General features: G+C 71.0%; 13 protein-coding genes and 1 tRNA gene. 7 read left to right on the forward strand and 7 right to left on the reverse strand.

What is annotated here, in order from left to right; translation table 11 throughout:
- Window positions 1–14: 14 nt before the first annotated feature.
- The 4 genes from MRBLWH10_RS12250 to amiA all read right to left on the reverse strand — a co-directional run bounded on the left by MRBLWH10_RS12250 (window position 15) and on the right by amiA (window position 3,370).
- Window positions 15–1,415 (reverse strand): YcaO-like family protein, encoded by a 1,401-nt coding sequence (locus MRBLWH10_RS12250; RefSeq protein ID WP_341940076.1) that lies wholly within the window; start codon window positions 1,413–1,415, stop codon window positions 15–17.
- Entirely contained in the window at window positions 1,412–2,389 is a 978-nt protein-coding gene (locus tag MRBLWH10_RS12255; protein ID WP_341940077.1) for a CocE/NonD family hydrolase, read from the reverse strand. Before MRBLWH10_RS12255 ends, MRBLWH10_RS12250 begins: the two co-directional genes overlap by 4 nt.
- Window positions 2,386–3,186 (reverse strand): hypothetical protein, encoded by an 801-nt coding sequence (locus MRBLWH10_RS12260; RefSeq protein WP_341940078.1) that lies wholly within the window; start codon window positions 3,184–3,186, stop codon window positions 2,386–2,388. The genes MRBLWH10_RS12255 and MRBLWH10_RS12260 overlap by 4 nt, the downstream gene beginning before the upstream one ends.
- Before the next feature lie 85 nt (window positions 3,187–3,271).
- Entirely contained in the window at window positions 3,272–3,370 is a 99-nt protein-coding gene (amiA, locus tag MRBLWH10_RS12265; RefSeq protein ID WP_254408313.1) for a streptamidine family RiPP, read from the reverse strand.
- A 116-nt stretch (window positions 3,371–3,486) separates the two neighbouring features.
- Between amiA and MRBLWH10_RS12270 the strand changes: the two genes are divergently transcribed.
- Genes MRBLWH10_RS12270 through MRBLWH10_RS12290 form a run of 5 tightly spaced genes read left to right on the forward strand, consistent with a single transcriptional unit; the run spans window position 3,487 to window position 9,367 of the window.
- Window positions 3,487–4,692, forward strand: a complete 1,206-nt coding sequence (locus MRBLWH10_RS12270) for a hypothetical protein (protein WP_341940079.1) — start codon at window positions 3,487–3,489, stop codon at window positions 4,690–4,692.
- A complete protein-coding gene (locus MRBLWH10_RS12275; RefSeq protein ID WP_341940080.1) occupies window positions 4,689–6,398 on the forward strand; it encodes a prolyl oligopeptidase family serine peptidase in 1,710 nt (569 codons plus the stop codon). The genes MRBLWH10_RS12270 and MRBLWH10_RS12275 overlap by 4 nt, the downstream gene beginning before the upstream one ends.
- Window positions 6,395–7,525, forward strand: a complete 1,131-nt coding sequence (locus MRBLWH10_RS12280; RefSeq protein ID WP_341940081.1) for an iron ABC transporter permease — start codon at window positions 6,395–6,397, stop codon at window positions 7,523–7,525. The genes MRBLWH10_RS12275 and MRBLWH10_RS12280 overlap by 4 nt, the downstream gene beginning before the upstream one ends.
- On the forward strand, window positions 7,522–8,301 hold the full coding sequence (locus MRBLWH10_RS12285) for an ABC transporter ATP-binding protein (protein WP_341940082.1): 780 nt from the start codon (window positions 7,522–7,524) through the stop codon (window positions 8,299–8,301). The genes MRBLWH10_RS12280 and MRBLWH10_RS12285 overlap by 4 nt, the downstream gene beginning before the upstream one ends.
- 37 nt (window positions 8,302–8,338) lie before the next feature.
- Complete coding sequence (locus MRBLWH10_RS12290) at window positions 8,339–9,367, forward strand: ABC transporter substrate-binding protein (protein ID WP_341940083.1); 1,029 nt, start codon at window positions 8,339–8,341, stop codon at window positions 9,365–9,367.
- Window positions 9,368–9,446: 79 nt separating this feature from the next.
- Here MRBLWH10_RS12290 and MRBLWH10_RS12295 read toward each other — a convergent pair whose 3' ends face one another.
- A complete protein-coding gene (locus tag MRBLWH10_RS12295; RefSeq protein WP_341940084.1) occupies window positions 9,447–11,123 on the reverse strand; it encodes a hypothetical protein in 1,677 nt (558 codons plus the stop codon).
- A 226-nt stretch (window positions 11,124–11,349) separates the two neighbouring features.
- On the opposite strand from MRBLWH10_RS12295, the gene MRBLWH10_RS12300 reads away from it, so the two are divergent.
- Entirely contained in the window at window positions 11,350–12,207 is an 858-nt protein-coding gene (locus tag MRBLWH10_RS12300; RefSeq protein WP_341940085.1) for a M23 family metallopeptidase, read from the forward strand.
- A gap of 186 nt (window positions 12,208–12,393) precedes the next feature.
- On the opposite strand, the gene MRBLWH10_RS12305 is transcribed toward MRBLWH10_RS12300, so the two are convergent.
- A tRNA-Tyr gene (locus MRBLWH10_RS12305) sits at window positions 12,394–12,478 on the reverse strand.
- A gap of 119 nt (window positions 12,479–12,597) precedes the next feature.
- The gene (locus MRBLWH10_RS12310) at window positions 12,598–13,515 is read right to left on the reverse strand and encodes a PfkB family carbohydrate kinase (RefSeq protein ID WP_341940086.1); all 918 of its coding nucleotides are present in this window, start codon (window positions 13,513–13,515) and stop codon (window positions 12,598–12,600) included.
- Between the two features lie 83 nt (window positions 13,516–13,598).
- Between MRBLWH10_RS12310 and MRBLWH10_RS12315 the strand changes: the two genes are divergently transcribed.
- A complete protein-coding gene (locus MRBLWH10_RS12315; RefSeq protein WP_341940087.1) occupies window positions 13,599–14,195 on the forward strand; it encodes a hypothetical protein in 597 nt (198 codons plus the stop codon).
- Window positions 14,196–14,296 lie beyond the last annotated feature (101 nt).

Consider the following 14,296-nt stretch of genomic DNA (forward strand, 5'->3'; position numbering starts at 1 on the left):
ACTCACCGCGGCCCTCACATGTGCGGGGCCGGGAGGAGCGTGAAGTCCTCCGGTCCCCCGGTCCAGGTCGTGCGCCAGCCGCGCTCCTCCGCGGCGGCCCTGAACCGCGGCATCCCGAGGTAGGAGAACGCGGCGGGGGCGTTGGGCACGAGCCCCGTGACGATCGAGCGCACCACCCGCAGGTGCGAGCGCCGTACGTCGGAGGTGGTGAGGTCGCGCGTGAGCACCCGATGCCCCCGCTCGCGCAGCCGCCGATAGACCTCGTCCATCGTCACCGCAGACATCGCGTTCAACGGGCGCACTCCCTGCACGGGCGCCTGGAACCGGCGCGCCTCGCCGTGCACGGCGGGATCGAGCCACACCTGCACGTGCGCGCCGAGATCGATCACGTTCTCGTACTGCGGGCCCGCCGCGGTCGTGTAGTCCGCGTCGGGGCGGTGGTCGAGCGTGAGGCCCTTCGCCATCAGCCCCTCGGCGACAGCGCGGAACACCCACCCGTCGGCCGAGGTGCAGCCCTGCGTGTAGATCCACGTGTGCACGGCCTCCAGCACCGCCTTGCGTGCGGCGCGCTCCGGCTCGAGGGCTGCGGAGAACCCGGCCGCGTACAGGCCGCGCTCCTCGTCGTGCACGAGCGCACCGATCGCGGGGGCGAACTCCGACGGCATCGCGACGAGCCACACGCGCAGACTGCTGCCCCGCAGGTCGTCGAGCAGACCGGGGACGGTGGCGGGGTCGATGCCGAACGCGGGGCCGTCGAGGTGCCACCAGACCTCCAGCGCATCGCGCTCCACGACCTCGAGCACTCCCCTGTCGCGCGCGTCGTCGACCCCGTCGCCGGTGGCGATCCCGGCGTAGTTCAGGTGGTGCGTCCGGGGCAGCGTGCGGAACCGGGACTGCCGCCAGTTCAGGTGCACGAGGGCGTCCGGCACCCAGACGGATCCGCCGCCGAGCTCGTCGCACCTCGCCCACAGCGTCGGAGTCTCGGGGAGCAGCCGCTGATACGGGAACCCCGGCCGATCGAGCTGCCAGTCGGCAAACCGGGGCAGCGCGGACTCGTCGAGGACCGCCTCTCCCTGCGCTCGCAGCTCCTGCGCCGTGGTGACGCGCAGCTCGCCGGGTGGAAGGACATCCGGCAGCCAGTTGCCGCAGTACCGCTCGACGCCCTCGCCGATGGCGGCGATGCGCGCCTGAGCGCGGTCTCCGAAGGACGTGCCGAGTGAGACGCGGTCGGCCGGCCACTCGCCGAGGATGCGCGCGTCGGCGATGGATGCCGTGAGCGCGAGGTACCGGTCCGGTGCACCGGACGGATGCGGGACCTCCCGCACGGAGCGGATGATCCCGGTCTCCTGGTCGACCAGGGCCTCGGCCGTCAGGGTGGGTCGCCCGGGGGTGCGGTGCAGGGTGTCGCTGGTCATGCTGTCCTCTCGTGTCGCCAACGACCGGCGTCGGCGTCGAAGGCGGATCGGGTGCGGCGGGCTCGATGCCCGTCGGATACGGCGGGAGCGAGAGACGCCGAGGGCAGGCCGTTCTCGGCCAGCCAGTCGTCGAGCACGACGCCGATCCCCCCGGCGCTGTGCAGCCGGGATCGCACGTCGTCATCGACGATGTCGTCGGCCAGCCGATGCCCCCACGGGCCGTCGACCACACGGATGCGGGCGCTCCAGGCGTCGGCGAGTCGACCGGCGTCGGCGAAGAAGAAGTCGTGGTCGCCGCGGATGAGGAGCAGGGGCGCCCGGATCGCACCGTAGGCGCGAGCCAGGTCGACCGGAGGGGCGGACCAGAGGCGCCGCCATCCCGACAGGACGTCGTGCGTCCACCCCCATTCCTCGGCGGCGCGATGCACGCCCACCTCTCTCGCCCTCTTCACGCGCGCGGCGAGCTCCTCGGCGGCGAGCGGCGGCAGAGACCGGGATCCGCGCCCGTGCTGGTGCCACCACCCGATGCGGTGGAGGAGCTGCGGCTCTCCGTGTTCATCCCACGCGGTCTCGGCGAGGCCGAGGGCGGGGACGAGGAGCACCAGCGCGTCGACGTCGACGACCCTGGCCGCTTCGAGCGCGGTGTGCGCGGCGTATGAACCGCCTGACAGCACGACGGGGAGCCCCGGCTCGCCGCTTCTGATCGCCTCGACGACGGCTCGGCCGTCGCCGCGTTCGGCGAGATAGGGGTGCCAGTCCCCCTCGGAGGAGTGGCGGCCGCGGACGTCGTGGATGACGCAGCGGTAGCCCCGCCGCGTCCAGGCCTTCGCGGTGGCGCCGTGCCGCCAGGCGCCGTACGGCGTGCGGATGAGCGCCGTTCCCCTCGGCTCCTCCGGCTCCCAGACCCATCCGCGCAGGAGCACGCCGTCGGGGGCGACGACGTCGTGCCTGCGGGCATCGCGCGGCGGCGTCATCGGATCACGCGCTCAGGCGCCGCGGGATACGCGAGCACCGTGTGCTCGGTGACGGCGCCGAGCGCGGGCACCAGCTTCCACAGGGTCGTGCGCAGCCGGTCGAGCGAGGGGCCGTCCTGCGCCCACGCGGCCGCGATCTGCAGCAGTCGCCCCAGCACGAGCACCCGCGTGGCGTCATCGACGGGTGCACTCGCCGGCGGCGCCGCCCGGTGCCAGGCCTCGGTCGCGGTCGGCGCGCTGCTCGCCGCCGCGCGTCTTGTGGCGACCTGCACGGAGGTGGGGTCGTCGCCGTCGAGGGCGAGAGGTTCGATGAGGACGCATTCGCCGTCGCGGTGCGCGCGGAGCCAGGCCACGCCGCGCCGCGGCAGCTGGTCGTGACGGAGCCACCGCCGGCGACCCCGCGCGTCGTCGGCGTACGCGATCACGAGGGCCGCGTCCTGCGGGGGCTCCTCCTCGGCGCCGAGACGGGTGACCGCCGCTCCCCACGCGGCGAGGGCGCCGCCGAGGTCGTCCAGGATCGGGTCGGAGCCGAGGAGGCAGACGGCACGACGCGCGGTCGGCCAGCGACGGCTGGCATCTTCAGCTTCCCGCGTCTGCACCTCTCCGGTCAGTCGATGGAGGTAGTCCGCGGCTTCTCCGTCGGGTGCGCTCTCGATGGCGGCGACCAGTCCGTCGGGCGGCGCGTCGAGAAGCGTGAGGCGCCCGGTGCGCAGCCTGACCCGGTGTCGGCCGTCGGCGCCCGAGACGAGGTGCGCCCCGGTGCCGGGGAGCGGATGGATGCGGAGTTCGGCGGTCATGGATCCTCTCGAGGGTGGGCCCGGCCGGGCGAGGGCGCCCGGCCGGGGTTGAGTGCGCTCGGAAGCGCGGCGGAAGGATCCGCGGTCAGTCGAAGGGGTTCTCGACCAGTGCGTTCGAGTGCGTCGCCGACAGGTGCGCCAGCTGCTCGGACTCTTCGATCTCTGCGAGGATCTGCTTTTCCATTTCGTGCTCCTTCTGTGAGGTGGTCCGCTCCGCGATCTGCGGGGCGGGGTTCACGGTGTGTGAACACTGACGACCCTAAATGATAATGATTCTCAATATCTACTAGGCTGACCCCCATGTCCTCTTCGCTCCCCCTCCTCGCCGCTGATCACCGGGCCGGAATCGTCTACGAGATCCAGAACGGCTCTCGGCGTGTCGTCGTCGCCGGCGCCTGGCTCGCCGAGCACGCGGGTTTCCTCCGCCTCCCCGCCGAAGCATCGGGACGGTGGGTCTTCGCGGACGATCGCGGAGGCGCCCTCGTCGTCGGAGGCGCCGGGGAGGTCCGCCGCATCCCGATCGCCATCCCCGCCGAGCACCTCGCCTGCGACGCGTCGGGTCGGCACGTCGTGGTCACATCGGGCCTGGGGATGAACGAGGCAGCCTGGAGCGATCTCGTGTCGGTCGTCGACCTCGCGGCCGGATCCTCTGCGCGATTCCGCGTCCGCACCGGCGAGCCGGGCGTCGTCATCGCGCCGGACCAGGCATCGGGCGACGCGATGATCGTGCTCCGCCACCGCGAGCCCGGCGCCGTCGAGGCGCTGCCGCTGGCCTCGGCGCTCGACGTGGGGCCGCACGCGCCGGTGCTCCGTGGTGCGCTCCTCGACGACCTCGCACCCGACGGTCACGGCGATGTCGTCGACCCCGTATCCGGTGCGGTCGGCGTCGCGACCAGCCGCGGCCTCGAACGCTTCATCGTCGACCGCGGGGCGCCCCGGGCGATCGGCATCATCCCCTGGCCCGTCGAAGGTCGCGCGTTCTACCTGCGCCTCGCCGGCGACACCGGGCGCGTCACGGGCATCGTGCGCGGTGGGCCGGCGTCGCCAGGAGCGTGGCCTGAATGGACCAACACCTTCGTCGAGATCGACCTCGCATCCGGAGCATCCACGGCGGTCGCCCTCCCGCCGGGGCTCGCGTTCCGGTTCGCCCTCGCCGCGGGTGTCGCCGCCGTCGCCGTCATCCACCCCGACGGCGACGCGCTGGTCGTGATCGATCGGCAGCAGGCGCGCATCTCCCGGATCGTCCCGCTCCCCCCGATGACGCACCCGCCACAGGCCGGACGGATGCCGTGGGACGGCGTCGACGGACAGGCGGCGCAACGCCGATCGATCGCGATCGATCCGCTGACCGGCGCCATCGCGGTCACCAGCGGCGGCGACGGCATGATCCACCTGATCGACGATCACGAGATCACCACGATCGCGGTCCCCACCCCGCTCGACGAGGGCGGTCACCTCCTGTGGGCGGGCGGCGACGACCGCGTGAACGATCTGGTCGGCCGATGAGCGCACACCGTGCGGTGCTCGACGCCGCCCTGTCCCGCGCCGAGCACCACGGTCGGCCGGGGCTCCCCATCGGAGGCTTCGTGCTGGGCCGCCGAGACGGCAGCCCTCGACGCGGCATCCATCGGCTCGACGGCACCCCGGTGATCGAGCCAGACGGCCACGTGCAGCGGATCCACCCCTCGCCCGACGGCCGCCTCATCGCCGTCGAGTGGGCTCCCTCCGCCGACGAGAACGCCGTCCTCGGCATCGTGGACGCGTCCTCCGGCACGATGCATCCGCATCCCGGCATCCGTCTCCGCTACGACACCGTGCTGTGGGCGCCGGACTCGCGCTCCCTCGACGTCGTCGCGAGCCGGGACGACGCTCTCGTCACCCTCGACGTCGAGACCGGTGCGGTGCAGTCGACCGCCCTCGCCCCCTGGGCGCGCGTGCGGCTCTTCCCCGGAGGCACGAGCGGCCTGCTCGCCCGCAGCCTCGCCGGGGGCACGACGCTCAGCGACCGCGCCACGGAGACGACTCTGGGCCGATGGCCGGCGCTGCGGCGCGCATCGCCGCTCGCCGACGCGGTGCTGGTCCAACACGACGGAGGGCTCGACGCCCTGGGTCTCGACGGAACCGCGCTCTGGCGCTGGAGCGATCCGCTGGTGCAGATCATCGACGCCACGGTGCACGGCGACCGGGTCGTCGTGCTCGCGGTTGCTCAGGGGCGCAGCGTGCTCATCGACCTCCACGACGGCGTCGAGGTCGGTCGCACGGAGGCCGCATCGTCAGCCGCCGGCACCCTCACCGCCACGGAGATCGGCGTCGACGACGGCGTGCTGCGCCTCTCGGTCGAGGGCCCGCTCACCCCGCCGCGGATCGTGGAGCGGATGCCGCAGGGCCGCACGAGCCTCCCCGCTGTCGCCGCCCTGCCCGGGACCACCACCCGGTACGACCTCCCCGCCGACGACGGCGAGACCCTGTCGGTCCACGTCACCGCTCCGGCGGGCGCGGAGGGCCCGCTGCCGCTGCTCCTCACCTGCTACGGCGGCTTCGGCGTCCCCCATCTCCCGGTCTACGAGCCCACCATCTCCGCCTGGATCGCGCACGGAGGCGCGTATGCGACGGCGCAGCTCCGCGGCGGTGGCGAGCGCGGAGAGGCCTGGCGCAACGCGGGCCGCGGTGTCCGCAAGACGCGAACGATCGCCGACCTCGCCGACGTCGCGCTCGGTCTCATCCGCAGCGGTGTCACCCGCCCCGATCTGCTCGTCCTCGTCGGAGCCTCGCTGGGCGGTGTCGTCGCGGCCGCGTGTGCGCTGCGGCATCCCGACCTGTGCGCAGGATTCGCGACCACGGCTGCTCCGCTCGATCTGCTCGCCCTCGACGAGCATCCGTTCGGGTCGCGCTGGCGAACGGAGTTCGGCGACGACGGCACCGCGGAGGCCCGCGAGCGGCTCCGGGTGCTCTCGCCCCTCGCCCGAGCCGAGGGGCTGCAGATCGGCGCGACGGTTCCGGCGTACCTGGGGATCGTGCTCGGACAGGACACGAGAGTCCTCGCCCGCGACACACATCGGATGACCGCAGCGCTGCGATGCGCGGGCGGATCCGCCCGGACCTGGACGGCGGCGGATGCCGGGCACGGGGCGAACGAGCAGACCGTGCTGCACGAGCTGGGCCTCGCCGTGCTCGAGTTCGCCGCCGACGTCACGACAGGAGACGCACGATGACCGCATCCCCCGGCACCACGATGGAGAGCGCCGGTCGGCGCACCCCGTCCTCCCGCCCTGAGCCGAGACGGCGTCGTCGCGGTCGGACCCTCCCCGTCGGTGCGACGGTGACGACGACCGCCCTGCTCTCCCTGCTCGTCCTCGTGCTCTCCGCGGCCGTCGGCCCCGTCTCCGTCTCCCCCGCCGACGCCGCGAAGATCGTGATCGGCCATCTCCTCCCCGGCATGCCGTGGATGACCGACGGCACGCTCACGCCGTTGCAGGATCAGGCGGTGTGGCAGTTCCGGCTGCCGCGCTCGCTCCTCGCCGGGCTCTCGGGCGCTGGGCTCGCCCTCGCCGGGGCGATGATGCAGGCCGTGGTGCGCAACCCGCTCGCCGAGCCGTACATCCTCGGCGTCTCCTCCGGGGCGAGCGTCGGCGCCGTGCTGGTGATCGTCTCCGGCGGTGCCACCTTCCTCGGCCTCACGATGAGCGGAGCGGCCTTCGTGGGTGCGGTCGTCGCGTGCGTGCTCGTCGCCGCCCTCGCCCGCATCCGCGGAGAGCTGTCGCCGACGAGGATGATCCTCGCGGGCGTCGCGCTCGGCTCGCTGCTGAGCGCCGTGACGAGCTACCTCACGCTGACCACCGACGCCCAGAACGTCGTCAGCGTCATGTTCTTCCTCCTCGGCAGCGTCTCCGCCGCCGACATGTCGTCGCTCGCGATCCCCGCCGCCGCCCTCGCCGTCGCCGTCATCGCGGCGCTCGGACTGTCGCGGTCGATGAACGCGCTTCTCGCGGGCGACGAGTCGGCCCTGGCCGTCGGCGTGCGCACCACACGGGTGCGCGGACTGCTGCTGATCTTCGCATCGCTCCTGACCGGCGCGATCGTCGCGGTGAGCGGGGGCATCGGCTTCGTCGGTCTCGTCGTGCCGCACATGGCCCGCCTCCTGGTCGGATCCGACCATCGTCGGATGCTCCCGGTCACGATCCTCGGCGGCGCGCTGTTCCTCATGGTGGCCGACCTGCTCGCCCGCACGGTGGCGGCGCCGACGGAGATCCCCCTCGGCATCCTCACCGCGTTCGTCGGAGCGCCCTTCTTCCTCTGGCTGATGCGGAGCGGCGGCGAGCGGGCGGGGTTCGACCGATGACCGTCCTCTTCGACGACGTCAGCGTGGTGCGCGGCGGTCGCACGGTGCTCCACGGGATCGACCTCGAGGTCGGCACCGGACGCATCGTGGGGCTCCTCGGTCCGAACGGCAGCGGCAAGTCGACCCTTCTGCGCACCCTGTTCAGCGGGCGGCGTCCGCACCGCGGGCGGGTCGAGATCGACGGCGCCGACGTCTCGCTCATGGCCCCTCGCGCGCTCGCCCGCACCGTGTCGGTCATGCTGCAGGATTCGCCCTCCGAGTTCGATCTGACCGTGCGGGAGACCGTCCTCGTCGGACGCTCACCGCACCGGCCGCCGTTCAGCCGCGACACTCCTGACGACCTGCGCATCGTCGACGACGCCCTCCGCACGGCCGACGTGCACGAGCTCGGCGACCGCCTCGTGCGCCGGCTCTCCGGGGGCCAGCGCCAGCGGGTCATGCTCGCGCGCGCGCTCGCTCAGAGCGGCGAGATTCTCGTGCTGGACGAGCCGACCAACCACCTCGACATCGCGCACCAGCTCGACCTCATGCGCGTCGTCAGCGGGCTCGGCACGACGGTCATCGCCGCGCTCCACGACCTCAACATCGCCGCGGCGTTCTGCGACGACGTCGCGGTGCTCGACGAGGGAAGGATCGTGGCCTTCGGCCCTCCGGACGCCGTGCTCACCCCCGCCCTGGTCGACGAGGTGTTCCACGTCACCGCGCGCATCGCCGTCGAGATCGACACCGGCGCCAGGGCGATGACCTTCCACCCCCGCGGGCCCAGCGACCGCTGAACCCGCATCCGACCCCTCAGAAGGAGAAGAAGAGAGAATGACACCCCGAACCCGAAGCATCCGCCTGCTCGCCGCCGTCGCGGTGGGAGCAGGATCCCTCGCCCTCGCCGCCTGCGGCACCGGCGTCACGTCGGGAGCCGCGCCGACCACGTCGACGGATGCCGTCACGATCGAGAACTGCGGCCGCACGGCCGAGATCCCGTCGACGCCCACCGCGGTCGTCGGACTGCACCCGTCGCAGACGGAGCTCCTGCTGCGGCTCGGCCTCGCCGATCGCCTCGTCGGCCAGGCCCAGGCCACGGCGCAGGAGCTGCCCGACGACGTCGCCGGTCTGGCGGCCGATGTGCCCGTCATCGGCGGAGACACCCCGCCGAGCCGCGAGGAGCTGCTCGCCGTCCAGCCCGACTTCGTGTACTCGCCGACCACGTACGAGTTCACCGCCGAACAGGGCTTCGCCAGCATCGAGCAGCTGACCCAGGCCGGCGTCGCCGCCTACACGGCCACCGGAGGATGCTTCGACCGCCGCATGGAGGGCACGGTCGACGACCTCTTCACCGACCTGAAGAACCTCGGCACGATCTTCCACGTCGAGGGTGAGGCCGACGACCTCATCGCCTCGTCCCGGGCCGAGCTCGCTGCGGTGGATGCCGCGATCGACGGCCGCGACCGGCCGCGCGTGGCCCAGGTCTTCGTCGAGGGCACGACCCTGACGGCCATCGGTGCCGGCATCGAGTACGACATCCTGCACCGCGCAGGGGCCGACAACGTGTTCACCCCCGACGACCCCGCGTTCTCGGACTTCTTCGCCGCCGAGATCACGCCGGAGTCGCTCGCCGCCGAGGCCCCCGACGCTCTCGTCTTCGCGGTGTCGGACCCCGCGCACGAGTCGGCTGTCCGCGCGTACCTCACGGCGACCTTCCCCGACATGCCCGCGGTGCGCGACGGACGGCTCATCGCCGTGTCGGCCACGGACATGTTCCCCGGCACGCTCGGCAACGTCTCCGCGGTCAGGCAGATCGCCGAGGGCCTCTACCCCGACGCGGCCTTCGAGACGCCTGCGTCGTAACGACTCAACCGAGACGCGCCAGTCCCCGCACCCGTCCTCTCGGACAGGTGCGGGGACTGCACTGCGACAGCGCAAGACACTACATCGTGGACCAGCTTCCGAAGGTGCCCCCGGGACCGCTTTGGCAGGTGCCGACGACGGATCCGTTGCTGGCGGCGTACACGCAGTTCACGCCGCCCGAGGTTCGGATTCCGACGGGAACCGTGGAGAGAAGCGCGCCGGCGCCGATCTGGGACCAGGCCGCAGCAGTCGTCGGCGGGCTGAGCACGCTCGTCCCCCAGATGAGATGGTCACCCCCGATGGTGTAGACGGAGTGGTATCCACCGCCGACGACCGCGAACGGCGTCGCGCCCCCCAGACTCGCAGGGCCAGATCCGAGGTTCAGCCACGCGTGGAAGGAACCGCCCGGAGCGTCCTGGGTCACGCTAGACACTGTCGAGCCAGCGGCCGCGTAGACGGTCACGCGACCCTGATCGTTCACCGCGATCGGCTCGGAGTTGATCTGCGCGCCTCCTGTGCCGACGACACTCCAGGCCGTGAATGCCCCACCCGCGGCAGGTTGCTCAGACGCGTGGACGAACCCGTCGGCGGACGTGGCGAACAACATGAGGCGGTCACCGACCAGATGCACCAGCGCGGGACGTCCGACGAGTGCGGTCGTCGTGGAGCCGATAGGGACCCAGGAGCTGAAAGCACCTCCCGGCCCGCCCTGCGCCGTTCCAGCCACGTAGCGCGAATCCGTCATGGCGTACACGCCGATCGCACCGTTGTCGAACTGAACGGCGACGGGATCGCTGGCGATTCCCGCTCCTCCCGTACCGATGGTCGTCCACGGGGTGAATGATCCTCCGGGCGCGGTTTGGTTCGTGCCGACGACGTACCCTGCCGATGTGCGCGCATAGATCGCGATGACTCCGCTGTCCAGCTGGAGGACGGCTGGCCGCCCCATGAGAGACCCGATCGACCCGCCCAGGGGCTGCCACGCGGAGAAGGGGCTGCCTGCGCTCGCCTGGCTTGTTCCCCAGAGATTCCCGTCCGAACGAATCGCGTACAACGAGATCCTGTCGCTGCCGTCGATGATCGACGAAGGCGCATCGCTCACGGTCGCGGGAGACCCGGGGATGGTCACGCCGGTTCCTCTGTACTCGAAGTGGTTGTGGTTGCAGGAGTCGCTGAACTGCACCCAGTTCTGCGGGACGGACACCGGGGTCGACCGGCAGTTGCTCTGTCCGAGCCCTGCGGGCCCAGGGAGCGCCGTCGTCATCGACTGGATCAGAGCCCTGTCCTGTGAGGTGTTGCCCGTCGCCCCCACACCGTTCACGCGGTCGATGTCCACCGCATGACCCCCGCCGTTGCGCCAGTGATAGCTGCCGGTGCCTGAAGCCGTGAGTTCGCCGGTGCAGTATCGGTTGAGGGATGACACTCGGATGTTGAACCCCCGGTCGACGACGACGGTCTTCAACGCCTGCAGGATCGCCGTGTCGATGTAGCAGTCCCTGCCGGTTGACGGATGCTGTCGCATCACCCCGTTCGCATACGCCTGGACCTGAGCGCTGGTCTCGGCTGTGCCGCTGAATCGTCCGCTCGCGATCAGTTGCTGAGCAAGCACCTGGGCTCCCGCCTGTGTGGACGTGGCCGACGCGCTCGACGTCGGTAGAAGCACCCCCAGAGCGACGGCCAGCGCCGCCACGATACTGAGGAGCCTGCGGAAACGGTCGCGCCGAGAAGAGCCAGGACGCCCATCGAGTGAAGTCATAAGCACACCGTATTGACGAATGGGGGCTGTCTGCTGTCCCCTCTTCGGCCTACAGACAGCTCTGGTTTCGATGACTATCGTGAAGCGTTTGAGGCTCGCTGACCTGATGCGAAAACCGTGTCTGGATTCGGACGAGAACCCTCCAAGCTATCGATCACCGCCGGCTGTGTCTGTAGGTAGAAGAGGGGACAGCGAGCAGCCCGATTCTGCCGATACGGTGTGGCGCATGAGCCCACCTCAACTGGAACCACCTCCTGGATCATCGTTCTTCTCCGCGGCGCCTATGTCTCGGAGAACCCTGCTCGCCGCCACCGGAATCGCAGCCGGAGTCGCGCTGGTCGGGACAGGCGTGCTCCACGGCGAATCAGCAAGCGCCGCGGTGCCGGCCGCCAACGGATACATCTATCCCACCGATCCGTTCCGCATGTCGACCGAAGCGGGCGGCCAGTACCTGGCGCCGCGCGAAGGCACCCGGCGGCATATGGGCATCGACACATGGGGATACCGCGGCATGCCGATACTCGCGATCGCCGGCGGTCAAGTCTCCGGCGGCGACTGGAACTCGACAGGCAGCGACGGCCACGGCTGGGGCCACTACGTTCAGATCAACCACGGCAACGGGGTGACGAGCAGATACGCCCACTTCAATGGCGCGCCCACGGTGAACATGGGCGCAAGCGTCAACCAGGGGCAAGTGATCGGCTACATGGGCAACAGCCAGTACGGACCGACCAGCGGAATGGGCGTGCACCTTCACTTCGAGGTGCTCGTCGGCGGCAGCTTCGTCAACCCGCTCTCCTTCCTCCAGGGCAACTCGATCCCTCCCACCACAGAACCGAACCCATCTCCCGGCATCGACCAGGCCGCAATTCACCGAAGGAACAACAACATGAGCTCGCTCTACTACTCGACGATCAACGGGACCACCGTCTTCGCTCTCGCCGGTGACGGCGTCGGAAATGCCGGCTGGCTGGAAACAACCGACCAGAGCTTCGCAAACCAGCTCGCGGCTCAACACGGCAATGCCGCGTACCTCACCCCCGGTTCGTTCAACCAGTGGAAGAGCTGGTACCTCGGGCAGTAGTCCTGCCCGAAGCGATCCCGGATGTGCAGGGTGGATCCGCCGCCGGGGAAGAAGATGACGAAGAGAGCGCCCCTCGGTCGTGAGGTGGCGAGTGCGGGACTCCGGTGCTCGCTCCGCCCGCACCCGAATCCCGCTCCGTCCACCACATGACGGAAGGGCCCCGCTTCGCGAGGCCCTTCTTTCATGTGGTGGCGAGTGAGGGATTCGAACCCCCGAATGCAGTGCAGTCTGATTTACAGTCAGATCCCTTTGGCCGCTTGGGTAACTCGCCATTGCGCACCCGTCCAACTTCGACAGCCAACCGGGGGCACGAGTGTCAATCATACCGGTCGGAACGTGGGGAGAGAAATCGGGAATCGAGGCAGGTCCCCGCTCGCCCGGGCCGGCGCTTCAGCTCCCATATACGCCGCGGTCGGCGTCGCCCAGCGACTCCGGAGTGCGCAGCAGCCCGCCCTCCATGCGGCAGGTCGCGGCGGCCACGTCCATCGCTCTGCGCAGCAGCGCAGCCCGGTCGGATTCTCCCGCCACGAGACCAGCGGCCACTGCGGCGAGGGTGGCATCGCCCGCCCCCACGGTGTCGACGACCCGACCGGGAAGCGTCGAGATCGGGGCGCTGACGACGCCGGCATCCGACTCGATCACCGCGCCCTGAGACCCCGCCGTCGCGAGCACCGCCCGCGTGCCGAGACCTCGCAGCCTCGCACGCAGCGCGTCCAAGTCGCCGTCGTACAGCAGGGCTGCGTCATCCGCCCCGACCTTCACGATCGCCGCATCGGCGGCGACGCGCTCGAATCCGCGCACGAACTCGTCCCGGTCGCTCAGCATGCCCGCCCGGGGATTCGGGTCGACGGCGAGACGCGCGCCCGTGACCGCCTCCACGAACGCGTCGGTCTCCGCCGGCACGTCGAACGGGAAGCAGCTGACCACCACGAGATCGGCCCGGGAGATCGCCTCCCTGGCCTCGTCGGAGTAGCGGATGCTGCGCTGCTGCGCCGCCTCGTTGAAGACGTACTGCGGCTCGCCCTCGGCCGAGCGGGTGACGATCGCCCGGGAGGACCCGTGCGGTGCGGTGCTCGCGATCAGTCGCACATCGTGGTCGGCGAGGTACTCGCGGATATGCGCTCCCGGCTCGTCCTCGCCGACCATCGCGATCAGCGTCGTCGGCACCCCCAGCCGACGCAGCCCCACCGCCACGTTCAACGCGGCCCCTCCGACCAGTTCGCGGACGTTGCCGCCATCGCGGATCTCGTCGATCAGCGCATCGCCGATGACGACGACGCGTCCTTCAGCCGCAGAATCAGTGCTCATCCCGCCGACATTACCGCGCCGTCCTCCGACGCACACGCTGTGTCCCGTATCGCTCCGGCGACTCCTGACGGTACGGTGAGCGCATGAACGCTCGAATCGCCGCAGGAGCCGCCGCGCTGCTCCTCATCTCCGTCCTCGCCGGATGCGGCCCCGCGGCGTCCAGCGGCGGCGGAGCGAGCGGCAGCCCGAAGCCCTCGTCCTCCGCAGAGGAGTCCGGAAAGCCGTCGCCCACGGCATCCCCCTCCCCGACCGCGACGACGAAGTCCGTCGCCCTGCCCACCGACTGCCGGGCGATCCTGTCAGACGACGTCCTCGCCCAGCTCGACGGCGTCCCGCTCAACGACGCGGCGTTCGGCCCGTCCGGCGTCGGCTCCAACGGCACCCTCACCTGCATCTGGGCCGACCCGGGCGCCGACACGACGAGCCTGGTCACCACGATCTCCCGCATGAACCGCGGCCCCGCGCTCGACCTGCTCAACGGCCTCGTGACCGACGAGGGCTTCAGCTGCTTCACGCCCGATGACGGCACGCGCTGCGAGAAGACCTGGCCCAACACGCAGTACCCGGTCACCGACGGTCGCACGCTGTTCTGGCGCGACGACGTGCTCATCGACACCCGGTACTCGAACCTCGCCCCCAGCGGCTACACGTCCAGCATCATCGCGAAGCTCTTCGACTGAGTCCCCGCTCGCTCCCGCGCATCGCCCGCTCCCGCGTCGGCCGTTCTCCCGCGCCGCTCGCTCTCGCGCGGCCGATCTGCCCTGAGGAGTCAGAGAAAGCC

The organism is Microbacterium sp. LWH10-1.2 (assembly GCF_038397765.1).
Classification (GTDB): Bacteria; Actinomycetota; Actinomycetes; order Actinomycetales; family Microbacteriaceae; genus Microbacterium; species Microbacterium natoriense.